Source organism: Glaciecola sp. MF2-115 (assembly GCF_047250385.1).
Taxonomy (GTDB): domain Bacteria; phylum Pseudomonadota; class Gammaproteobacteria; order Enterobacterales; family Alteromonadaceae; genus Glaciecola.
In genome coordinates this window covers 24,905-47,026 of the sequence record NZ_JBLBVM010000039.1, presented here as the reverse complement: position 1 = coordinate 47,026, position 22,122 = coordinate 24,905, and the positions used below count along the sequence as shown (strand labels likewise).

The 22,122-nt window shown below is 40.6% G+C and carries 24 protein-coding genes; 21 read left to right on the top strand and 3 right to left on the bottom strand.

Annotation, left to right across the window (positions count from 1 at the left end; translation table 11 throughout):
* Positions 1–170 precede the first annotated feature (170 nt).
* From cysD to ACKLNX_RS03510, 10 genes are all read left to right on the top strand, one after another.
* Positions 171–1,085 (top strand): sulfate adenylyltransferase subunit CysD, encoded by a 915-nt coding sequence (cysD, locus tag ACKLNX_RS03555; RefSeq protein WP_412971242.1) that lies wholly within the window; start codon positions 171–173, stop codon positions 1,083–1,085.
* A complete protein-coding gene (gene cysC, locus ACKLNX_RS03550) occupies positions 1,085–1,678 on the top strand; it encodes an adenylyl-sulfate kinase (RefSeq protein WP_412971241.1) in 594 nt (197 codons plus the stop codon). The genes cysD and cysC overlap by 1 nt, the downstream gene beginning before the upstream one ends.
* Complete coding sequence (cysQ, locus tag ACKLNX_RS03545; protein WP_412971240.1) at positions 1,679–2,476, top strand: 3'(2'),5'-bisphosphate nucleotidase CysQ; 798 nt, start codon at positions 1,679–1,681, stop codon at positions 2,474–2,476.
* 1 nt (position 2,477) lies between these two features.
* Entirely contained in the window at positions 2,478–3,881 is a 1,404-nt protein-coding gene (gene cysN / locus ACKLNX_RS03540) for a sulfate adenylyltransferase subunit CysN (protein WP_411695428.1), read from the top strand.
* 224 nt (positions 3,882–4,105) lie between these two features.
* Positions 4,106–5,830: an SLC13 family permease gene (locus ACKLNX_RS03535; protein ID WP_412971239.1), complete on the top strand. Its 1,725-nt coding sequence runs from the start codon at positions 4,106–4,108 to the stop codon at positions 5,828–5,830.
* Between the two features lie 66 nt (positions 5,831–5,896).
* Positions 5,897–6,280: a VOC family protein gene (locus ACKLNX_RS03530; RefSeq protein ID WP_412971238.1), complete on the top strand. Its 384-nt coding sequence runs from the start codon at positions 5,897–5,899 to the stop codon at positions 6,278–6,280.
* Positions 6,281–6,688: 408 nt separating this feature from the next.
* On the top strand, positions 6,689–8,122 hold the full coding sequence (locus ACKLNX_RS03525) for an aminotransferase class V-fold PLP-dependent enzyme (RefSeq protein ID WP_412971237.1): 1,434 nt from the start codon (positions 6,689–6,691) through the stop codon (positions 8,120–8,122).
* Between the two features lie 97 nt (positions 8,123–8,219).
* The gene (locus tag ACKLNX_RS03520; RefSeq protein WP_412971236.1) at positions 8,220–8,471 is read left to right on the top strand and encodes a YdcH family protein; all 252 of its coding nucleotides are present in this window, start codon (positions 8,220–8,222) and stop codon (positions 8,469–8,471) included.
* A 36-nt stretch (positions 8,472–8,507) separates the two neighbouring features.
* Entirely contained in the window at positions 8,508–8,975 is a 468-nt protein-coding gene (locus tag ACKLNX_RS03515; RefSeq protein WP_412971235.1) for a hypothetical protein, read from the top strand.
* Positions 8,976–9,210: 235 nt separating this feature from the next.
* A complete protein-coding gene (locus ACKLNX_RS03510; protein ID WP_412971234.1) occupies positions 9,211–9,711 on the top strand; it encodes a GNAT family N-acetyltransferase in 501 nt (166 codons plus the stop codon).
* Positions 9,712–9,716: 5 nt separating this feature from the next.
* Here ACKLNX_RS03510 and ACKLNX_RS03505 read toward each other — a convergent pair whose 3' ends face one another.
* Both ACKLNX_RS03505 and ACKLNX_RS03500 read right to left on the bottom strand, forming a co-directional pair.
* Positions 9,717–10,229 carry a hypothetical protein gene (locus ACKLNX_RS03505; RefSeq protein WP_412971233.1) on the bottom strand — a complete coding sequence of 171 codons (513 nt, stop codon included), beginning with the start codon at positions 10,227–10,229 and terminating at the stop codon, positions 9,717–9,719.
* Positions 10,230–10,232: 3 nt separating this feature from the next.
* Positions 10,233–10,460, bottom strand: a complete 228-nt coding sequence (locus tag ACKLNX_RS03500) for a hypothetical protein (protein ID WP_411695436.1) — start codon at positions 10,458–10,460, stop codon at positions 10,233–10,235.
* Between the two features lie 131 nt (positions 10,461–10,591).
* Between ACKLNX_RS03500 and ACKLNX_RS03495 the strand changes: the two genes are divergently transcribed.
* The 11 genes from ACKLNX_RS03495 (at position 10,592) to ACKLNX_RS03445 (ending at position 21,280) form a co-directional block, all read left to right on the top strand.
* Entirely contained in the window at positions 10,592–11,419 is an 828-nt protein-coding gene (locus tag ACKLNX_RS03495; RefSeq protein ID WP_412971232.1) for a thioredoxin family protein, read from the top strand.
* 493 nt (positions 11,420–11,912) lie between these two features.
* Positions 11,913–12,812, top strand: coding sequence for an ATP phosphoribosyltransferase (hisG, locus tag ACKLNX_RS03490; protein ID WP_412971231.1), 900 nt, complete (start codon positions 11,913–11,915; stop codon positions 12,810–12,812).
* 5 nt (positions 12,813–12,817) lie between these two features.
* Positions 12,818–14,221: a histidinol dehydrogenase gene (hisD, locus tag ACKLNX_RS03485; RefSeq protein WP_412971230.1), complete on the top strand. Its 1,404-nt coding sequence runs from the start codon at positions 12,818–12,820 to the stop codon at positions 14,219–14,221.
* Between the two features lie 32 nt (positions 14,222–14,253).
* Positions 14,254–15,354 carry a histidinol-phosphate transaminase gene (hisC, locus tag ACKLNX_RS03480; protein WP_411695471.1) on the top strand — a complete coding sequence of 367 codons (1,101 nt, stop codon included), beginning with the start codon at positions 14,254–14,256 and terminating at the stop codon, positions 15,352–15,354.
* Between the two features lies 1 nt (position 15,355).
* Positions 15,356–16,426: a bifunctional histidinol-phosphatase/imidazoleglycerol-phosphate dehydratase HisB gene (gene hisB / locus ACKLNX_RS03475; protein ID WP_412971229.1), complete on the top strand. Its 1,071-nt coding sequence runs from the start codon at positions 15,356–15,358 to the stop codon at positions 16,424–16,426.
* Positions 16,427–17,104 (top strand): imidazole glycerol phosphate synthase subunit HisH, encoded by a 678-nt coding sequence (gene hisH, locus ACKLNX_RS03470; RefSeq protein ID WP_412971228.1) that lies wholly within the window; start codon positions 16,427–16,429, stop codon positions 17,102–17,104.
* Between the two features lie 9 nt (positions 17,105–17,113).
* Complete coding sequence (hisA, locus tag ACKLNX_RS03465; protein WP_411695442.1) at positions 17,114–17,848, top strand: 1-(5-phosphoribosyl)-5-[(5-phosphoribosylamino)methylideneamino]imidazole-4-carboxamide isomerase; 735 nt, start codon at positions 17,114–17,116, stop codon at positions 17,846–17,848.
* A 212-nt stretch (positions 17,849–18,060) separates the two neighbouring features.
* A complete protein-coding gene (locus ACKLNX_RS03460; protein WP_412971227.1) occupies positions 18,061–19,059 on the top strand; it encodes a branched-chain amino acid aminotransferase in 999 nt (332 codons plus the stop codon).
* Positions 19,060–19,124: 65 nt separating this feature from the next.
* Positions 19,125–19,898, top strand: coding sequence for an imidazole glycerol phosphate synthase subunit HisF (hisF, locus tag ACKLNX_RS03455; protein ID WP_412971226.1), 774 nt, complete (start codon positions 19,125–19,127; stop codon positions 19,896–19,898).
* A 26-nt stretch (positions 19,899–19,924) separates the two neighbouring features.
* Entirely contained in the window at positions 19,925–20,545 is a 621-nt protein-coding gene (hisIE, locus tag ACKLNX_RS03450; protein WP_411695445.1) for a bifunctional phosphoribosyl-AMP cyclohydrolase/phosphoribosyl-ATP diphosphatase HisIE, read from the top strand.
* Between the two features lie 294 nt (positions 20,546–20,839).
* Positions 20,840–21,280, top strand: coding sequence for an Hsp20 family protein (locus tag ACKLNX_RS03445; RefSeq protein ID WP_412971225.1), 441 nt, complete (start codon positions 20,840–20,842; stop codon positions 21,278–21,280).
* Between the two features lie 229 nt (positions 21,281–21,509).
* Here the strand turns inward: ACKLNX_RS03445 and ACKLNX_RS03440 are convergent, their stop codons facing one another.
* On the bottom strand, positions 21,510–21,908 hold the full coding sequence (locus tag ACKLNX_RS03440) for an MAPEG family protein (RefSeq protein WP_412971224.1): 399 nt from the start codon (positions 21,906–21,908) through the stop codon (positions 21,510–21,512).
* Positions 21,909–22,122 lie beyond the last annotated feature (214 nt).

The following is a 22,122-nucleotide window of genomic DNA, read 5'->3' as shown; positions in this document are numbered from 1 at the left end:
ATTCAATTACAGACCGCTTATAACAATCCTATAACATATCCAATGTTTTAGTTATCAATACGCTATTAGACATTCCAAATTATCATAATCGAACGAACTTTAAATATGTTATTGTTCTATGCATATATATTTTTAGCATATTAACTACTTAAAGGGAGATTGTCGCTGAAATGACCACCTCAACACCTACTATTACTCACTTAAAACAGCTTGAAGCTGAGAGTATTCATATTTTTCGGGAAGTTGCTGCTGAATTTGACAACCCCGTTATGTTGTATAGCGTTGGTAAAGACTCATCAGTGCTTTTACACCTAGCAAGAAAAGCATTTGCGCCAGGCGTCATTCCTTTCCCATTGTTACACGTTGATACTACGTGGAAGTTCAAGGAGATGATTTCTTTCAGAGACGAAATGGCGAAAAAGCACAATCTAAATTTACTTGTTCATACGAATCAAGAAGGTATTGACCAAGGGGTTGGGCCTTTTTCACACGGCAGTGCAAAACATACAGACATCATGAAAACAGCAGCATTGAAGCAAGCTTTGAATGAATATAAATTTGATGCTGCTTTTGGTGGGGCCCGAAGAGACGAAGAGAAGTCGCGAGCAAAAGAGCGCGTGTACTCGTTCAGGGACGAAAACCACCGCTGGGATCCGAAAAACCAACGCCCCGAATTGTGGAATATTTATAATAGCCAAATCAACAAAGGTGAAAGTATTCGTGTATTCCCAATGTCCAACTGGACGGAACTTGATATCTGGCAATACATCTACCTTGAGAATATAGAAATTCCATCATTATATTTAGCTAAGCCTCGACCAGTGGTTAAACGTGATGGCACTTACTTTATGGTTGATGATGATCGCATGCCATTAGAGCCAGGTGAAACGCCTGAGATGCGTTCTGTACGATTTAGAACACTAGGTTGCTATCCTTTAACAGGTGCTGTTGAATCGACCGCGGATACATTACCTGAAGTTATACAAGAGATGCTACTGACCAAAACATCAGAACGTCAAGGTCGTGTTATCGATCATGACTCTTCCGGTTCTATGGAAAAGAAAAAAATGGAGGGTTACTTCTAATGGCTACTAATATCGTATGGCATCAACACGATGTTGATAAAGCAGCTCGCTCAAAAGCATTGAATCAAAAACCTGCAGTCATATGGCTTACCGGACTTTCTGGTTCAGGTAAATCAACTATTGCAAATTTACTAGAGAAGAAACTTTATTCTGAGAATAAAAAGACCTATTTGCTTGACGGTGACAATGTGCGTCATGGTTTATGCGGCGATCTTGGCTTCGATGATAAAGATCGAGTTGAGAATATTCGTCGAATTAGCGAAGTAGCCAAGCTGTTCGTTGATTCTGGCACAATTGTTATCACCGCATTCATCTCCCCCTTCAAAGCAGATCGTGCATATTGTCGTTCATTGCTAGAACTTGGTGAATTTGTAGAAGTATTTATAGACACTCCTCTTGAAGTCTGTGAGCAGCGCGACCCCAAAGGCTTATACAAAAAAGCTCGCAGTGGCGATATCAAACATTTTACTGGGATTGACTCCGCCTACGAAATTCCTGAATCGCCAGAAGTACATTTAACGTATGTTGAGGAAAGCTCAGAACAAACTGCTGAGCGCCTGTTCAACTTGTTATCTGAGAAAGGATATATATAAATGACAACATTTACATTTAGCCTTGAACTAGCAGATAAAGTGAAACAGATAGCGATTGAAGCGGGTGAAAAGATCATGAAAATTTATGATCAAGACTTCACTATCTATGATAAATCAGATTCAAGCCCCTTGACTGAGGCTGATTTAGCGGCTCACCATCATATAGTTGACGGCTTAAAAGCGATTAGCTCTCTGCCTATTTTATCAGAAGAGTCGGCTGATATTCCGTGGTCTGAACGTAAGACATGGGTACGCTACTGGCTTGTTGATCCGTTAGATGGCACGAAAGAGTTTATCAAGAAGAATGGCGAATTTACTGTAAATATTGCTTTGATTGAATACGGTGAACCTACCTTTGGTGTTGTGCATGCACCAGCCATTAACAAAACTTTTGTTGGCCAAAAAGGTGTTGGCGCTTATAGCGAAGTGAACGGTCTAAAAACTAACATCAAGGCAAAGCCACACACTGGTAACGAGAAATGGAAAATTGTTGGTAGCCGTTCTCATCAAAGCCCTGAAATAAACAAGATACTTGATTCACTTGGTGGTGAACATGAGTTAGTCGCGATGGGTAGTTCTTTAAAGCTTTGCTTAGTTGCGAGCGGCGAAGCGCATATGTACCCGAGAGTAGGTCCAACTAGCGAGTGGGATACTGGTGCCGCACATGCTGTCGCGTTAGGAGCTGGAGCAAAGGTAACCGTCTTAGATGTTAACAAGCCCTTGGACGCAGATGCATCACCACTTCGCTACAATCAAAAAGATTCAGTCTTAAACCCTTATTTCTTAGTAAGTTGCTAATATGAATAACGAAAACGAATTATTACAAACCGACATTTTGTCGTACTTGGAACAACACGAAAACAAAGATCTATTGCGCTTCTTAACTTGTGGAAGCGTCGACGACGGTAAGAGCACATTGATTGGCCGCTTGCTGCATGACTCAAAAATGATTTATGAAGATCAACTTGCCGCAATCACGAAAGACAGCATTAAATCAGGTACAACTGGTGAAAAAGTAGATTTAGCCTTGTTGGTTGATGGACTGCAATCCGAGAGAGAGCAAGGGATAACGATTGATGTTGCCTATCGCTACTTTAGTACCGATAAGCGTAAGTTTATTATTGCGGACACACCAGGACATGAGCAGTACACTCGTAACATGGTTACTGGCGCATCTACATGTGACCTCGCAATTATCCTTGTTGATGCTAGAGAAGGCGTAAAAACGCAAACTAGACGTCATTCTTTCTTAGTCTCATTGCTTGGCATAAAGCACGTTATTGTTGCTGTTAATAAAATGGACTTGATGGAATATAGACAAGATGTTTACGAGCAAATCCAAAAAGACTACATGGAGTTTTCAAAACAGTTAACCATCCCAGATATTCGTTTTGTGCCTTTATCCGCGCTTGAAGGCGATAATGTTGTTAACCGCAGTGAAAATACACCTTGGTTCAAAGGTGAATTGCTGATGGAATTGCTTGAGAGCATGGAAATTACTCAACAACAGCATCAAGACTTTCGCTTCCCAGTGCAATATGTAAACCGACCTAATCTGGATTTTAGAGGGTTTGCTGGCACGATCGTTTCAGGTTCGATTAAACCAGGCGATCAAATAACAGCACTTCCATCCGGAAAAACGTCTACTGTGAAAACAATTTCGACCTTTGATGGCGATTTAGAAGTTGGTTATGCACCAAACGCTGTGACCTTAACCTTAAACGACGAAATTGATATTTCGCGCGGTGATATGATTGTTAAGTCTGATGCAATGCCTTTGCGTTCCAACGCTTTCAAAACCAACATGGTTTGGATGTCTGAAGAAGCACTGATTCCAAATAAGCAATACAGCTTTAAGTTTGCAACCAAAAAAGTGTCGGGCAGTATTTCTGGTATTGATTACCAAATCGACGTGAACACATTAGAGAAGAAAAGTGCGTTGCATTTGAACTTGAATGAAATTGGTGTCGCAAACATCAAATTAACTCAAGAAATTGCTTGTGACCCCTATGTTGATAATCGCAAAACCGGCGCATTCATCATAATTGACCGTCTTACTAATGGCACTGTCGGCGCAGGCATGATAATCAGTGCAAATGAAGCTCAAAAAGGCTCTCATGAATATTCTGAGTTCGAACTAGAGTTTAACGCTTTGGTAAGAAAGCATTTTCCTCATTGGAATGCGATAGACCTTACCCAGTAAGTTTTTACTAGTGTAGAGCATGTCAGAAAGGGAGTGCAGTTGCTTAAATGCTGCATTCCCTAATCTCGCTCAAATCCCGAAATTCCGAAGTAACACGTTTCCAATAAATAGGTTATGCTTGTTATTATAAATCTAGGTGTATCAAAAGTAGCATCTACGGTTCAAATAATATTGCAGGAAAAACGAGTGCAAAACAAGAAGTTGAATAACAAGGTAGTTACACAATGACATGGGAACAGACCCTCGTTTTAGTTGTTTTTATCGGCACGATTTTCGGACTCGCGTTTACCAATAAACGCCCTTCCAGTATTTTCGCCGGAAGTATGCTTTTATTATTATTGGCGCAACAAATTTCCTTCGAAGCAATACTAAAAAATGTTACAAATACGGGCTTGGTCACTCTTGTTTTATTATTGCTGGTCAGCCACTCCATTGATAAAACAGCATTCATAAAGCGTCTTGGTCGAGCCATCGTCAGAAAATCATTTACGCAGAGCTTCTGGCGCATGTTTGCGGTTACATTTAGTTCTTCAGCGCTTCTTAACAACACTGCCATTGTGGCAAGTCTAATAGGCCCAATAAAACAAAATCAACTGCACGCCCCTTCGCGCTTATTAATTCCTTTATCATATGCTGCGATACTCGGCGGAACCGTGACATTAATTGGTACATCAACCAATCTAATCGTAGATAGCTTTCTGATTGAGCATGGTCACCCTGGTTTTAACTTTTTTGATTTTACCTTGTTTGGACTGAGCGCTGGCTTTGCCTGCGCAATACTTTTATATTTTCTCACCCCCCTACTACCTAACATCGCGAGTAATCAAAGTAATTATCAGAGTTACTTACTTGAGGCGGATGTAGAGGCGAACTCCGAACTCATTGGTAAAACAGTAGAAGATAACCATTTACGTAACTTACCGGAGTTATTCTTAATTGAGATTGTGCGTCGAAATGTTGTGCTGTCGCCAGTAACGCCTGACATGGTTATTGAAGAAAATGATAAGTTAATCTTCTCCGGTAATATTAAAAAGCTTGATAATATTTCACACATCAAAGGCTTAACGATGTTTGCCGAAGCGGATGGATTATTGCGTGATAATTTAACTGAAGTGATCATTTCTAATCGAGCTCAAATAATTAATAAAACATTAAAGGATGTCGGATTTAGAGCACTTTTCGATGCAGCGGTTGTTGCCATTCGCAGAGACGGTGAGCAGATATCTGGAAAGCTGGGTGAATTGAAACTTCAGGCTGGTGATTTTCTGTTACTCGCAACTGGTTCAGACTTTCAGCGAAGAGACAACATCACAAAAAACTTTTTTATTGTGTCAGAACAAAAAGTGACTAGAAAGCTTCAACCTTGGCAGGAGGCGTTTACTCTACTAGGTTTCATTAGTACTGTTATTTTAGCCGCAACTTCCATCGTTCCTTTAGCAACAGGATTGCTCGTATTCACTGCTAGTCTGTCTCTAATTAATGTATCGTCATTGAGTGAAATTAAACGCAACTTACCCGTAAACTTAATCCTAGTGATAGTTGGCGCACTAAGCTTAGCTACAGCTCTTGAAACAAGTGGCATCATTGCATTAGCGACTGCAAGTCTGACGCCTATCATCGGTGACATGCCCGCTATATATGCCTTAGTCTTCGTCTATGTCATGACCTTGCTTCTCACAGAATTTGTGACTAACAATGCCGCGGCTGCACTTATGTTTCCTTTTGCTTACGGTATTGTGAATGCAATGGGGCTACCATTAATGCCTTTCGCGCTCGCTGTTGCCTTTGCTGCAAGCGCTAGCTTTATTTCGCCTTATGGCTATCAAACGAATTTATTAGTTTTCAGCGCAACCAATTACAAATTTAAAGATTTCATCAAGATTGGAACTCCAGTCTCAATTCTTTACTCCAGTATTGTCATAGCGCTACTTAGTTGGGTTTATCTTTAAGTCACTAAGTTGGGCTGGAGAGTTGGAATTTTCATGCCTGAAGATGACATTGACTAAGGACAAAGCATGTTAAAAAGCATTCATCATGTTGCGATTATATGTTCTGACTATGAACGATCTAAACATTTCTACACACAAGTTCTAGGTCTAAAAACCATTGCTGAAAACTATCGCAAAGAAAGGCAGTCATACAAATTAGATTTAGCGCTTCCACAAGGAGGTCAGATTGAGTTATTTTCATTTCCTAAGCCGCCAACTAGACCTAGTCGCCCAGAAGCTTGTGGCTTGCGTCATTTAGCCTTTGTCGTCGACTCTGTTGAGCAGGTTAAGCATATATTAGAGGAAAAAGGATGTGAGGTAGAGCCCATTCGTATAGATGAGTTTACCGGGAAGGCGTTTACATTTTTCAGTGATCCGGATGGATTACCCATTGAACTTTATCAGCAATGAAGCAAGAAATGCTTAGTTAAAAATGGATACCGCACAATATCTAAAGTGCTATATCCAATTATTCATTGTAAATCTTGAACGTGAATAAGTTATAAAGTGAATGCTTTGGTGAAGCCTATAAACTTAGTGTCTTTTTGTATGCTGGCAGTTTGTTGGTGGTCTATCGTTGCAAATCCAGTATTTTTCACGTTTGGGTTAAGCTGACTAACGCCAATACTGTCAACTAAATAGTAATTAAAGAAGAACCCAATATCAATTTAAACTGCAATTAAGGTTTAATTATCTAAGAATAAACAATTATATGGAATTATTATCTCCAAAACACAGCAAGTAAGCTAAACAAAAGAACCTTATTCTATGTGTTTCGCTATATTATTTACGCATGCATAAAAACTGGTTTTTTACAAAATGAATAATGCGGAACAAACGTTAGGGTCATACAATCACAATTCCCCAAACAATGAATTTTGGGAACAGATAGCAAGCCAAGTCGTTGTTGACCCAGAATACAAAAATCGCATTTATGCTGACTGGACCGCGAGTGGTCGTTTATTTAAACCCATTGAAGATCGTCTATCCAAAATGGTTGGTGGCTTAATGGCTAACACCCATACAGAAGACAGCTACACTGGCAGAGTCATGACAACTTGGTTGCATGAGGCTGAGCAGGTCATAAAAAAACACGTTAATGCATCCAGCGAAGATATACTTTTGAACGTTGGTAGCGGAATGACTGGTGCTTTAGCTAAGTTAATTCGCATGATGGGTTGGTGGTGTCATGAACAACATAGAGCACTTGTTATCAAAAACATGAGCCAAAAACCTTTAGTTTACATAACGCATCGTGAACACCACAGCAATCATACAATGTGGATTGAAAGCCTAGTTGAACTTAGAATTATTCCTGCGCTAAAAGGCGATGAAATTGACCTTGAATGGTTAGCGAAAGATTTAATTAAAGAAAAAGATCGAAAAGTGAAAATGGCCTCCATTACAGCGGCTTCAAATGTCACTGGTATCGAAACGCCATATCGTAAAATAGCTAAAATGATGCATGATGAAGGCGCATTTTGCTTTGTCGATTTTGCTGCATCAGCTCCTTATGTCGACATCGATATGCACCCAAATGACGAAGAGTGGCTTGATGCTATTTTCTTCTCACCCCATAAATTCCTCGGTGGTCCTGGCTCATCGGGAGTGCTCGTTTTCAATAAATCCTTGTATCAAAACAAAATTCCTGAGCAACCTGGCGGAGGCACTGTACTGTGGACCAATCCATGGGGAGAGCATCGTTTTATTGCTAATATTGAACAAAGAGAAAGTGGCGGTACACCTGGTATTCTCCAAACATTAAAAACAGCAATGGCTGTGCAACTCAAAGAAGAAATGGGTACGAAAAATATCTTTGAGCGTGAGCAGTATCTGAACACTATTATGTTTAATCGATTAGATAAAATAGATGGCGTCCGCATTCTATCAGCCAATCACAAACATCGGCTTAGTATTTTCTCTATCGTTTTTGAAAATGTTGACTATAAAACAGCTGTTCAACGCCTGAGTAATGATTTTCACGTTGAAACTCGTGGTGGTTGTGCTTGTGCAGGAACTTATGGTCATCACCTCTTGGATATAGATTACTGTATGTCAAAAAGCATTACAGATCAGTTGGATGATGAGTTTCAAAATCTAAAACCAGGCTGGGTAAGAGTGAGCTTGCATCCATGTATGAGTGAACTTGAAATTAACGCCATTGCCGATGCAATTGAGAAAGTAGCTAATGGCGCGGTTGCTGAGCATGCTGAGCCAGTGAAAACACAGTCTATTTGGCAACCTTTACTGTAAAGCAACTACTCGTCAGTGGAATAGATGATTCAGATCAATAAATAAAAGTGCTGATTGCCTAGAATGTTCTTAGAAAAAGTCAACTAAGGTAATTATTATGCAAACAGAAAAGCACACATTATTAAACGAATTTCCTGACCATCATCATACTATTCGTCACCTAAAGATGCACGATGCGCATTTTGTAAAGATGTTTAACGCATATCATGATGTTGAGGATGAAGTGCATCAACTGGAAAAGAAGAACTCACCAGTTGATGATGAATATATAGAAACACTTAAAAAGCGCCGACTACAACTTAAAGATGAATTATACATCATGATTCAAAAAACAGAGCAGGCCCTGTAAATTCAATTTCAGTTTTCTCAAATGGAGTTTCATCCAATGTATAAATTAAGAATGTCGTTCAATAAAATAATATTAATTACAGTAACTTGTGCGACAGTCTTGGTTGGTTGCAGTAGTCAATTTGCAGCTTCTGTGCGCAAAGTCACTTACGCGCCGGACTTTAAGTACACGGAGCAATCGGTTCTGCGCTCCGATATGGATAAATTGGCGCTGCAGATGAGCTTGTTAGAGCTTGCGCTGATTAAACCCTTTGGTGAAACTCCAGAGGAGCTTGAAGTGCAAAGAGAAGAGGTTCTCTTGGCCCTGAAAAACATGGGCGCAATTGCATCTAAACTGAAAAGTGGAAATGCCGGTGCAAACCACCCCTTTATGGAAACTTATATGCAAGATTTAATAGCGCGAATTGACAAAGCTCGCACAGCTGCATCATTACAGCAACCTCGCTACTTTTTTGCCGGGAAAGTATCTGGCAGTTGTACCAGTTGTCACAAAGTTAATAGATAATAATATCTGCACTTTGCAGCACGCAGCAGCATATAAGGTACTTAAACTGATTTTAGAAGATGTACGAATTTAAGCTAATACGCGGGAGCATGTATGTTCCAAATTTATGCAACATGAGTTTTCTTCCTTAGTTTTTTCTTTTTTTGTACCTTCGTTTTCTGCCATTATTGAACAGTAGAATTAGTTCTGCACTTCAGCTAGAGTAAGCTTAAGTTTTTAGTTTAGGTTTAAGAGTTTGAATCCATCCAAGAATAGTGTGAACCCTGTATTTCATCATTATCGATTTTGTGAGCTATCAAATGTATTACTTTATAATGCATTGAAGCTAAGATCAGACGTTTTTGTTGTTGAGCAAAATTGTGTTTACCCTGATTTGGATGACAAAGATACAGACTCAAGTACCTTGCATATAATATCTGAAAGCAACACGCTTTTAGCGCAAGATGCTGCAAACAATCAAGTTATTGCCTACGCTAGATGTCTTGCACCCGGTGTATCATATACTGGTTCGAGTATTGGAAGAGTTGCTGTCACTAAAGACGCTCGTAGTCAAGGTTTGGCAACTTTATTAATGATTGAGGCTATTGTCCTTTGCAAACAATATTGGCCCGCTTATCCCATTCAAATAGGTGCACAAGAATATTTGCAGGATTTTTATAATAAGCTTGGTTTTAGTGCCTATAGCGAACCATATGACGAAGATGGGATCATGCATATCGATATGCAGTACGATTAAAAAATTTAAGTAGGTTTATCTGGCTTTTTTTCAATTACCACATCAGCATAACTGCGCAGTTTCTCTTTTTTCCGAATGGCAGCGAAAGGATCACTCTCACTAACATTAGACTTTTCAGCTCTATCATGCTCTGCACCACTAGCTTTACGCTGAGTTTTCGATGAATCATTTGAGCTTGTAGTATCTGATGAACTTATTCGAGACTTCCATTTTAGCAACTTACTTAAAGCGCTATTTGATTGTTCTGATGCTAACTCTTTCTGTTTTCGTTTGTGCTGGTTGAAGTAATGGTTGGCGACCAAAAACAGAATGATACTTCCCGCCCATATTAGCCATTTTACAGCAAAGGAAAGGCCGATATTAGTTGGAGTATCCTGTAGTTCGTTGTATCGAAGGTAATCTTGATGAACTTGACCCACGACGAAGATGAAGGCAATGAGTACAATCAGACTTAAGATAAAGAACTTGTATTTGCGCCATAACAGGCCAGAAAGAATAATATTAATGAGTTTATTCATAAGCTATCCGAAAATCCCAATACCAAGAACAGCAAGTACCGCCAACACACCCTTCTCTTTGATGGTTGAGTAAATTTTAGCTTCTTCTTCCTGTACGATGACTTCGAGTTCATCGCCAGTAAAGTCTTCTGGTTTCTTCTTCGCTAAGATAATGCGAGTTTCGGCGCGTTGTATCGCTTTATCTCTAATCGCTTGTTTAAATTTCGAATTTACTTTTGAAAATGGATTCACTCAAATACCTCATGTTGAAAGGCCATTATAAACTGAATTTCATTTTTTTACTCAAAACTCTCGTATCAGAATGTTTCAAATCATAAAAAGTGATATCGTAACCACATAATAATTATCATAATAGTAAAGAAATGAACTCTTATACTCAAACACGCAACAATACATTGATCAATGCGATAATCCTTACCTTTTGTATCATCATGCTGCCCGCAGCAACCGCATATTCGGGTGATGCAAAGTCAGTGTTACCTGAATACGTTTACACTCCATCTAAAGCACCAAAGTTACAAGTTGAAGCCGCGTTAGAGAGAGCAAAGGCCGAAGATAAATATGCTTTGATCGTACTTGGAGCACAGTGGTGTCATGATAGTGTTGGTTTGTCTGAACGTTTCTCTACTGATGAGATGCAATCTATCTTAGAAGAACGCTATGTGACTCAATTTATAGATGTGGGCTATTTAGAAGACCGACGCGAGATAACAAATTTAGTAGGTTACCCAACTTACTTCGCAACCCCCACTGTAATGATTGTAGACCCGACTACGAACACTCTAGTGAATATTGGCACAATGACCATTTGGCAAAGTGCGGATAGCGTAGAAATGGACACCTATATTGCGGAGTTTTCCAAATGGAATAAAAAGGAAAGTAATCAAACAACTACAACCACACCTAAGACAGAATTCCTAGCTCAATTTGAAAAGCAACAAAGCGAAAGGTTACAACAAGGTTATAAGGCATTAGGGCCCATGCTTGCGGCAAGTGAAGTAAAAAATGGGCAATCAGACCAAGAAAAAGAAACTTTCTATCAGCTATGGAACGAAACAAAAGTGTTTAGAAAAAATGTACAGGCCAGTATCCATCGTTTTAGAGGGGCTAACATCGAACCAAGCTTACTTGAGAAAGAACTGTTAGAGGCGACGCCAGAATTACAGTCTTGGGAAATAAGCAAAGAGTAGAATTTGTTTCTGCGCTATTTGTTTCTGCGCTAAGTATTGAATATAAAGTATTAAATCTCGAACAAAACGACCACATATAAAGAAATAACATAGGTTATATTAAACAAAGTGTATTTCTGGTGGCTTAGCTGTTGATTATAGACTTTAATTTGGATAACATTCCCCCACTTAGACAATTCGACATAAAATTCGGACGAAAATGACTATTACAAATTTCAGCCATCATCACCATATGAACGCATAACCTTTCAGGTTCGTGCTGGAAGGGTATTGTTTCCTTTCCATGGCGTATAAGAAATTTGAAGCCCTCGAGAGGAAACTTTCGGGGGTTTTTTGTTTGATTTTTACTTCATAAAAATTAAATCGATCTCTCTGAGCTGAAACGGGTATTAGATTAAGCTAATTGGTAATGACGCTGGTGCATTTTTGCAAGCCCTTATTATCAATAAATCAACAAGTAAAAATTAAGCGTAAGCAAATAAAGGAACTAGAAATGAGCGATTCAAAAAGATTAAAAATTGCAGTACAAAAGAAAGGCCGATTGAGTGACGACAGCATCGCGTTGTTGAAAGCAATTGGTATAAAACTTCAAATTAGAGATCGCTTGCTTATCGCCCATTCCACCAACCAGCCAATTGATTTACTTTTGGTTCGTGATGACGATATCCCTGGGCTAGTGATGGACGGCGTTGTCGATTTAGGTTTTATTGGCGAAAACGAATTAGAAGAGAAAATGCTTGAACGCGAAGCATCATCCCGCCCTGCAGATTTTAAAACATTACGCCGCTTAGATTATGGGGGATGCAGGCTGTCCATCGCCATTCCGAATGAAATGAAATATGAAGACGTAAACTCATTGAATGGAACAAAAGTAGCTACAACTTACCCTTACCTATTGGAGCGTTACTTCAAAGAAAAAAACATTGATGCAAAAGCGGTAATGCTAACAGGTTCAGTTGAAGTTGCTCCACGCGCAGGCGTTGCAGATGCTATATGTGACCTTGTATCAACAGGTGCAACCCTTGAAGCCAATGGCTTACGCGAGCAGGAAGTTATATTCAAATCTAAAGCGGTATTAATTCAGAAAGCACAGGCCCTCAGCGACGAAAAACAAGCATTGGTCAATCGTTTGTTACCTCGTGTCGATGGCGTGATACAGGCAAAAGAAAGCAAGTACATTATGTTACACGCACCAAAAGCCTATTTAGAACAAGTTAAAAGCTTGCTTCCTGGTGCTGAAAATCCGACCGTTCTGCCGCTTGCAGGAAATGAGGAGTCAGTTGCAATTCACGTGGTCAGCACCGAAACCTTGTTCTGGGAAACCATGGAAAAGTTAAAGTCGTTGGGCTGTAGCTCAATTCTCGTTATGCCAATTGAAAAAATGATGGGGTAATTACGATGTCGTCGCAATCAATAATTGAGTGGGGCAAATTAAGTGAGCAGCAGCAAGCAGATGCTTTGTTGCGCCCAGCGATGAAAGACAGCAGTATGCTGCGTGATACAGTAACGAAGATCATAAGTAGAGTGCGTGAAAATAAAGATTCAGCCATACTTGACTATACAAAGCAATTTGATGGTGCTGAACTAGCAAATTTACGTTTAGACACAGAGTATATTGATACTGCCGAAAGTAAGTTAAAGCCTAAAGTGAAAAGTGCAATTGATCTTGCATATAGCAATATCAAGACATTCCACGAAGCTCAAATGCCCAGTGATATTCGTATTGAAACAGCGCCTGGCGTAATATGCGAACAGAAACACGCAGCATTAGAAAAAGTAGGTTTATACATACCGGGCGGCAGCGCCCCACTTCCTTCAACAGTGTTAATGTTAGGCGTTTCAGCACAAGTAGCAGGTTGCGACTTAGCCATTTTATGTACTCCGCCATCACCACAAGGAACGATTGCGCCGGAAATAGCTTACGCCGCTAAAATTTGTGGGATTAAACAGATATATCTTTGCGGCGGCGCGCAAGCCATTGCCGCAATGGCTTTTGGAACAGAAACGATCCCAAAAGTGGATAAGATTTTTGGCCCTGGCAATAGTTTTGTTACCGAAGCGAAGCAACAGGTAAGCCAAGCAATTGGTGGCGCAGCCATCGATATGCCCGCAGGTCCATCTGAAGTTTTGGTCATCGCTGATAGCAATGCAGATGCTGGTTTTGTGGCAGCAGATTTACTCTCACAAGCAGAACACGGTGCCGATTCACAAGCAGTTTTAGTGAGTAACGATCGAAGCTTGATAGCGAAAGTGCAACAACAACTTGTGTTACAACTAGCCCAGCTCTCGCGCCGAGATATTGCCAGTAAAGCCGTCGATAATAGTCGTTACATTCTCACTGACAGTATTGAGCAGTCGGTATTAGTAAGCAATGCCTATGCACCTGAGCATTTGATTATTCAAACTGACGATGCTCGTGATTTATTGCCTAGTATTAAGCATGCTGGTTCAATTTTTGTTGGCGCCTACTCACCTGAATCTGCAGGCGATTATGCGAGTGGTACAAACCACGTTTTACCGACTTATGGTTATGCTCGAAATTACTCCAGCCTCGGACTTCTCGACTTCATGCGCCGTTATACTGTGCAAGAACTGTCACGTGAAGGCTTAGAGAATATCGGTGATGCCATCATGGACTTAGCTGAGGCTGAAGGTCTTGACGCGCACAGCAGTGCAGTAAAAGTGAGATTAACAGGCTTAGATTTGCCTACCATGTCATCTGACGACACTGATTCTGAAAAAGCGGATACTCGTGTTTATGTCGATAGATCATCGACTGATTCAGATGGAGAGCCATCATGAGCTCATCAGAATCCAAAATTTCTACAGAAGTCATGAATGGACACGATTGGTTGTCCGAGTTGACCGTTGGCCACGTTAATGCGTTAACTCCCTATGAGTCTGCTCGACGCCTATTTGCAGGCTCAGGCGCAGATTCAAAGCAAGTTTGGTTAAATGCTAACGAGTCACCGTTCGCAGGAGAGTACGAAGTTGACTCTTCAGTTTTCAATCGATACCCCGATTGTCAGCCCGATACAGTCATAAAATCCTATGCGAAATATTCAGGCCTTGAGTCGTCTCAAACTTTGGTCACAAGAGGTGCAGATGAAGGCATTGAATTAATTATCCGCGCATTCTGTGAAGCTGGAAGAGACAGTATCTTAATCTGCCCACCAACTTATGGTATGTACGCGATAAGTGCTCAAACCTTCAATGTAGGCGTTGAGCGCTCATTGTTAAACGACGATTTCACACTCAATGTGAGAGACATAATCCAATATGTTGGGAAAGTAAAAGCCGTGTTTATTTGCTCTCCAAATAACCCCACCGGCACAAGCGTCTCAAAAGAGGATATCGTAAGTGTTTTAGAAGCTTTCAAAGACCAAGCCCTTGTGGTGGTAGACGAAGCCTACATCGAATTTGATATTGAACAGACACGAAGCGATTTGCTAGCACAATACGATAATTTAGTTATTCTTCGTACTTTATCGAAAGCATTTGGTCTTGCAGGATTGCGATGCGGCTTTACCTTAGCGTCTCCTGACATCATTCAAACACTGTTGAAAGTGATTGCGCCCTACCCTATACCGGCGCCCGTCGCTCAAATTGCGAGTAAAGCGTTGGCAAGCGACGGTATTACGAAAATGCAGAAGGACGTGCTCATTCTGAAAAACGAATTAGTCACCTTACGAGCAGAATTAAGCGAGCTAGGCGATATTCAAGTTGTCGGCGATATCAACGCGAACTTCGTTTTATTTAAAACACCAAGGAAGTCTGAGCTAATGGCCTTCCTTGTTGAGAATAAAATGTTAATCCGTGATCAATCTAAACAGATTAAACTAGACAATTGCCTGAGAATTAGTATCGGCAGCCCAGAACAAAACAAACAATTACTAGCATTAATTAAGGCATTTTATGCCCTTGGAAGTAAATAATATGAGTCAACTACCTATACTTTTCATTGATCGTGACGGAACCTTAGTAGAAGAGCCGCCTGTAGATAAACAGCTAGATAGTTTAGAAAAATTAGTCTTCGAACCCAATGTCATCCCAGAACTGCTAAAACTTCAAGCCGCCGGTTTCCGGTTGGTGATGGTATCGAATCAGGATGGCTTAGGAACTGACAGTTTCCCAACAGCAGATTTCGACTTAGCTCACAACGCTATGATGAATATTTTTTCGAGCCAAGGCGTCGTTTTTGACGACGTGCTTATCTGCCCTCACTTTGACGCTGATAATTGCACTTGCAGAAAGCCTAAATTAGGTTTGGTGAAAGATTACTTACAAGCTGGCAAAGTCGACTTTACCCGTTCTTTCGTTATTGGAGACCGTGATACCGATATTCAACTTGCAGAAAACATGGGTATTAAGGGGATAAAGTACGACCCAGTCAATAATAATTGGCCAATGATTACAAGACAACTAACCATAAGCGAGCGCACGGCAGAAGTTGTCAGAACAACATCCGAAACTGATATCAAAGTAAAAGTAAATTTAGATAGTTCGCAGAAACCAGAGATTCACACTGGTTTGGGCTTCTTCGATCACATGCTCGATCAGATAGCGACCCACGGTGGTTTTTACCTTAACGTTAGCGTCGATGGGGATCTTCATATTGATGACCATCACAGTGTTGAAGATACAGCCCTTGCTTTAGGCGAATGCTTGAAAAAAGCGTTGGGCGACAAGCGCGGTATTGCTCGCTTTGGATTTGCTTTGCCGATGGATGAATGTCGAGCTGAATGCATCATGGATATCTCAAATCGACCACACCTGAAATTTGATGCGGAATTTAGCCGAGACTCTGTAGGTGATATGGCAACTGAAATGGTTCCTCACTTTTTCTATTCGATTGCGCAAACCATGGGCTTATCGCTCCACTTGTCTACAACAGAAGGTAACGCTCACCATCAAGTAGAGAGTTTATTTAAAGTGTTTGGCCGAGCATTACGCCAAGCAATTGCGAAACAAGGTGATGCGCTACCGAGTACTAAAGGGGCCCTTTAAATGTCGAGTTCCTTGGTAATTGTAAACACAGGCTGCGCAAATATATCTTCGGTAAAGTTTGCGTTTGAGCGCCTTGGCGTGCAAGTTGATGTATCCGATGATGTGCAAGTAATAGCTAAAGCAAATCGTGTCCTACTCCCAGGTGTAGGCAGCGCTCCAGCCGCTATGAGCAGCATAAATAGAAAGGCACTATCTGATTGCCTACGTTCATTGACACAACCGACTCTGGGTGTGTGTTTGGGAATGCAACTCATGGTGACGGACTCAGAGGAAGGTGAATTCGGTAAAACTGACTTAACCAACACCTTAGGTCTCATTCCAGGGCGAGTTAAACGCATGCAAGTGGGCAATTTACGTTTACCACACATGGGCTGGAACAGAGTCACTAGTAAATATGAAAACCCCTTATTTGCAGGAATTCCTGATGGAGAACATTTTTACTTCGTGCACAGTTTTGCTATTGAAGAATATGAACATACTTTAGCAACCTGCCATTACGCTTCAGGAAAAGCTGCACCAAATGGCGCTAATCAACTAGATGCAGAACAGATCAAAGCCGATATCGGAATGACTTTTTCAGCCGCCATTCATAAAGACAACTTTTTTGGTGTGCAATTTCACCCTGAGCGCTCCAGTGATGCTGGCGCTCAATTACTCAAAAACTTTATTCAGTTGTAAGGAAACAAAATGATCATCCCCGCTATCGACTTAATCGAAGGTAAAGTAGTTCGTTTGTATCAAGGCGATTATGAACAAACAACTGAATACAAACTTGACCCAATTGACGTGGTTCATCAGTACGCTGACGATGGTGCTCAGTGGCTACATATCGTTGATCTAACCGGTGCAAAAGACACAGATAAGCGTCAACTTTCACTCATCTCCAGTATGGTTGCCACTCAACGTATGAAGTTTCAATGTGGCGGCGGCGTGCGTTCTAAATCTGATGTTGAAGGTTTATTGCAAGCGGGTGTTGAGAGAGTTGTGATTGGCTCATTGGCGGTGACTCAGCCAGAAGTTGTAGAACAATGGATGAGTGAATTTGGTCCCGAGCATATTGTTCTTGCTCTCGACATCAATATTGATGAACAAGGTAATAAGTTCGTTGCAACTCACGGTTGGCAACAGGACTCTGGAGTATCAATTGAAGAACTAATAGAGCGGTACTCTAAAGTTGGTTTGAAGCACGTATTATGCACCGACATCAGCCGCGACGGCACATTGCAGGGAGCGAACGACAGCTTGTATCAAGAAGTCGCAGCTCTCTTCCCGAATATACAATGGCAAGCATCAGGCGGCATTGGTAGCTTGGATGATATCGAAGTACTCAAACCAACAAAAGTGGCTGGCGTAATTCTTGGTAGAGCCCTGCTTGAAGGTAAGTTCACCGTCAAGCAAGCAATAGAATGCTGGGCGAAATAAGCAAAGGGCGAAATAAGCAAACAATAAGTTGATATTGATCGCCCATTATTTGATGTAAGGCTAATAAATACCTCACAATCAGCTTATCGCTATTGTTCAAAGCTAAATATTACGTAAAATGATGGCATTGCGAAGCGCTGGTGCAAATTCCCATCGCTTAAGGTCAAAATAATTTGGCAATGTATGCCAACAACAAATATTAGGAACTCTTCATGGCTGTGTTCGGAACCGTTTTTATGCCACAAATGGCATTGGCTAAATATGAAAATAACGAGTGGAGCGACACCCAAAACGTTTCGGCTGGTAGCATTCAAATGCACCCTGGTGCTCATGTATTGCATTACTCGAGTACTTGTTTCGAAGGCTTAAAAGCTTTTCGTCATGCTGATGGTGGTATTTATATTTTTAGAATGGATCAAAATATCAATCGCTTTGAACAAAGTTCAAAACTTTTGAACCTTCCTAAAATTGATACCAAGCAAGTTGAAAACATGATCCTCGATATCGTTGCTCAATATGCTGATGACGTGCCTGAGCCTCCTGGTTCAATGTATATTCGCCCTACACACATCGGAACTGAAGCTTCAATTGGCAAAGCGGCTGCGCCCTCACTTACTTCCATGTTGTACGTACTCTTATCTCCAGTGGGTGATTATTTCTCTGGTGGTGCCAAACCATTACGTCTATTGCTGGATGAAAGGGGTATGCGTTGTGCTCCGCACATGGGTATGATCAAAAGTGGTGGTAACTACGCAAGTGCTTTAGGTCCTATACTTGCAGCTCGAGCTGATGTACAGGCAGACCAAATACTGTTTTGTCCTAATGGGGACGTACAAGAAACAGGTGCCGCTAACTTCATATTAATTGATGGAAACGAAGTCATTACAAAAGCACTCGATACGAGCTTTCTACATGGCGTGACTCGAAATTCAGTTTTAACCATCGCTGCAGATCTGGGCATGACCGTCAGCGAGCGCAATATCACGGTTGAAGAATTACTTGAAAGAGCATCTAAACCTGGTGTTGAAGCCGCCCTATCCGGCACAGCAGCAGTGTTAACTCCAGTAGGCACCTTTATTCACAATGGTAAAGAACATCGCGTAGGCTCAGGAGAAGCCGGCCCTACGACAATGAAGTTACGCCAAGCATTGAATGATATTCAATGGGGCAAAGCAGAAGACAAACACAATTGGTTAGTGAAAGTTAATTAGTACTTTTTTCATTTATTTTCGAATGACTATATTTTCATAACGTAAAGAATTATAAAGGCAGTTCAATGCTAGCAAGAAGAATCATCCCCTGCCTCGACGTAAAAGATGGCGTTGTTGTTAAAGGGGTTAAGTTTCGTAATCACGAAATTATTGGCGACATAGTTCCACTTGCAAAGCGTTACGCTGAAGCGGGTGCCGATGAACTCGTGTTTTATGATATTACAGCCTCCAGTGATCAACGCGTGGTTGATAAAAGTTGGGTGACTAAAATTGCACAAGTGATTGATATTCCTTTTTGCGTCGCTGGCGGCATAAAATCAGTTGAAGATGCCGGGAAGATTCTTGAAATGGGCGCCGATAAAATTTCGATAAACAGTCCGGCATTAACTAATCCTGAATTAATAAAAGAGTTACATGATACTTTTGGTCAGCAATGCGTCGTTATCGGAGTCGACAGTTTCTTCAACGAGGAAACAGGTCAATACGAAGTTTATCAATTCACTGGTGATGAAACTCGCACGCAAAAGACAGCGTGGCAAACAATTGATTGGGTAAAAGAAGTACAAGCACGCGGTGCCGGCGAAATTGTCTTGAACTGTATGAATCAAGATGGTGTGCGCAAAGGGTATGACATAGCACAACTTGCCGCAGTGAGAGATGTTTGCAACGTGCCTCTCATTGCCTCAGGTGGTGCCGGTGAAATGCAGCACTTTGCCGATGTGTATAAGCAAGCTGATGTCGATGGTGCCCTAGCCGCTTCAGTATTTCACAAAGCAATTATCGACATTCCCGAATTAAAAGCTTGGCTATCGACCCAAGGAATAGAGATGCGCAGCTAAAGCGCATTGACTCAATAGGAAATAAAATGAAAATCACTAAAGAAACTGCTGGGCAATTAGCTTGGGAAAAGATGCAGGATTTAATTCCAGCCGTTGTACAAGATGCACATTCTGGCCGCGTATTGATGCAAGGCTATATGAACCAAGAGTCACTAGCTAAAACGCTAGAGACTAAAAAAGTCACTTTTTACAGTCGATCAAAGCAGCGCTTGTGGATGAAAGGCGAAACCTCAGGTAACACACTTGATTTAGTTGATATATCAGCAGATTGTGATCAAGACTCCTTGCTAATTCTAGTTAAACCAAACGGTCCAACCTGCCACACAGGAGCAAGCACTTGCTGGTTTAACAGTGAAGTACCCACCATGACTTTCATCGCGGAGTTAGAGCAAACCTTAGCTCTGCGTAAAGATGCAGACCCATCCACCAGCTACACCGCTGAATTATACAGCAAAGGCATCAAACGAATCGCTCAAAAAGTAGGTGAGGAAGGTGTAGAAACAGCACTTGCGGCTGTTGTCCATGATAAAGAAGAACTTAAAAATGAATCAGCGGACTTGCTTTATCATCTGATTGTATTGTTGCAGGCCAGTAATATGTCATTAAACGACGCGATAGACATTCTAAAGGCTAGACACAACAAATAAGACAAAAGACCGGATGCAACCATCTTACTTTTTGATGGTTGCTGCCTGCTTAAAGACTTTCCGATTACACCTACCAAACTCTATCTGAAAAATATAAATCATAAGCACATGATTTAAATATATTTATTTTTTATTATTTAAAATAATTGAAAATAAATTAAATTTTATTCTTGAAAAAATAAAGACTGGGCTTATATAGATACTGTAGTCGCCGTAAGGGGCTACAAAAACCGCCGCCGAATAATCGGGGCACTTAAATTAAACATATTGCTTAAATATATAAAGGATATGACTATGCGTACTATCGATCTATCTCCACTTTACCGTTCATTCATTGGTTCAGACCACTTAGCATCTATGATTGATGCTGCAGCGAGGAATGAAAAACAAAATACTTATCCTCCCTACAATATCGAGTTACTCGAGGATGACAAATATCGAATTACTATGGCTGTTGCTGGATTCTCGAAAGAGAACGTTGTTATAGAAGTTGTGGAAAACACACTTGTTATTAGCGGCAGCAAAGATCAAGCACCAGACGAAAGTAGAAAATTCCTTCACAAAGGAATTTCTGAAAGAAACTTTGAACGTAAGTTTCAATTAGGTGACAACGTTAAAGTATTGTCTGCCGATTTGGAAAATGGTTTGTTGCATGTCGACCTAGAAAGGGTTGTACCTGAAGCGAAGAAGCCAAGACGAATTGAGATAGGCAACCAAGTAATTGAAAATCAATAAACGTTAAGAAGCTGTCTTAACGAATCGAATTAAAGAATTCCCTGGCTTTAATTCTCATTTCTAAGACAGTTCAAGCAGCAAAATTTAGCCATCGCAAATGCGGTGGCTTTTTTATATCTACTTAGATAAAAGCCGCCATCCTCTTGCACATCACTCTCCAAACGCCCCAGGAGCAAATGCATTTAGTGCCCTGCGACTAGCCCCCTTATTGACAAAAATCGAGAAAGCACTAAATAAACTTTGCCACAACTATATACAAATTCCACAAAGACAATGACAGGATCACTGCAAAAGTAGTTAACATGCCACTAATTCTTCCAAAACTCGCGCCAGTTTTAGTAATCAAACCATATGCATGAGCAACCCGACCATACACCAAAGCAATTCCACAAATATGTAAGAAAATATCAGCCTGTGAAGTAAGTTCTGCAATTAACAACAAGATGATACAAATAGGCACATATTCACTGAAGTTTGCATGCGCTCTAGTTGCCTTTTGTAAGTCTTCTTGATCTCCGTCGCCTAGACTTATTAAATCCCTTTTACGTATTTTTATCACAGCAAAAGATAAATAGAGAAAGACTAAACCTAGAAGCCCCGAGTAAAGCCCAGTAATTATTAAATTCATTTGGTATTTTCTGTAGTTAGTTTATAGTCGAGTATAACTAATACTCACAGGCTTGAAACCAAAATATAATGAAATAAAGTAAGAACTTAACTTCATTTATTGTGTTAGCGTTAATCACTTGTTAAATTAGCATCTTATATAAAAGCGAAGCTGAAATTCATGACCTTTGCGTCAACTTATATACCGAACATTGCCATTAATAGTATGGCTCTAG

Coding starts and splice junctions, on each gene's coding strand:
- ACKLNX_RS03460 (WP_412971227.1), top strand. CDS start 18,061: ATGGCTGTGTTCGGAACCGTTTTTATGCCACAAATGGCATTGGCTAAA.
- ACKLNX_RS03440 (WP_412971224.1), bottom strand. CDS start 21,908: ATGAATTTAATAATTACTGGGCTTTACTCGGGGCTTCTAGGTTTAGTC.
- hisF (WP_412971226.1), top strand. CDS start 19,125: ATGCTAGCAAGAAGAATCATCCCCTGCCTCGACGTAAAAGATGGCGTT.
- hisD (WP_412971230.1), top strand. CDS start 12,818: ATGTCGTCGCAATCAATAATTGAGTGGGGCAAATTAAGTGAGCAGCAG.
- cysQ (WP_412971240.1), top strand. CDS start 1,679: ATGACAACATTTACATTTAGCCTTGAACTAGCAGATAAAGTGAAACAG.
- ACKLNX_RS03535 (WP_412971239.1), top strand. CDS start 4,106: ATGACATGGGAACAGACCCTCGTTTTAGTTGTTTTTATCGGCACGATT.
- ACKLNX_RS03445 (WP_412971225.1), top strand. CDS start 20,840: ATGCGTACTATCGATCTATCTCCACTTTACCGTTCATTCATTGGTTCA.
- cysC (WP_412971241.1), top strand. CDS start 1,085: ATGGCTACTAATATCGTATGGCATCAACACGATGTTGATAAAGCAGCT.
- hisH (WP_412971228.1), top strand. CDS start 16,427: ATGTCGAGTTCCTTGGTAATTGTAAACACAGGCTGCGCAAATATATCT.
- ACKLNX_RS03520 (WP_412971236.1), top strand. CDS start 8,220: ATGCAAACAGAAAAGCACACATTATTAAACGAATTTCCTGACCATCAT.
- ACKLNX_RS03525 (WP_412971237.1), top strand. CDS start 6,689: ATGAATAATGCGGAACAAACGTTAGGGTCATACAATCACAATTCCCCA.
- hisIE (WP_411695445.1), top strand. CDS start 19,925: ATGAAAATCACTAAAGAAACTGCTGGGCAATTAGCTTGGGAAAAGATG.
- ACKLNX_RS03530 (WP_412971238.1), top strand. CDS start 5,897: ATGTTAAAAAGCATTCATCATGTTGCGATTATATGTTCTGACTATGAA.
- ACKLNX_RS03495 (WP_412971232.1), top strand. CDS start 10,592: ATGAACTCTTATACTCAAACACGCAACAATACATTGATCAATGCGATA.
- ACKLNX_RS03515 (WP_412971235.1), top strand. CDS start 8,508: ATGTATAAATTAAGAATGTCGTTCAATAAAATAATATTAATTACAGTA.
- hisC (WP_411695471.1), top strand. CDS start 14,254: ATGAATGGACACGATTGGTTGTCCGAGTTGACCGTTGGCCACGTTAAT.
- hisA (WP_411695442.1), top strand. CDS start 17,114: ATGATCATCCCCGCTATCGACTTAATCGAAGGTAAAGTAGTTCGTTTG.
- hisG (WP_412971231.1), top strand. CDS start 11,913: ATGAGCGATTCAAAAAGATTAAAAATTGCAGTACAAAAGAAAGGCCGA.
- cysN (WP_411695428.1), top strand. CDS start 2,478: ATGAATAACGAAAACGAATTATTACAAACCGACATTTTGTCGTACTTG.
- ACKLNX_RS03505 (WP_412971233.1), bottom strand. CDS start 10,229: ATGAATAAACTCATTAATATTATTCTTTCTGGCCTGTTATGGCGCAAA.
- cysD (WP_412971242.1), top strand. CDS start 171: ATGACCACCTCAACACCTACTATTACTCACTTAAAACAGCTTGAAGCT.
- hisB (WP_412971229.1), top strand. CDS start 15,356: ATGAGTCAACTACCTATACTTTTCATTGATCGTGACGGAACCTTAGTA.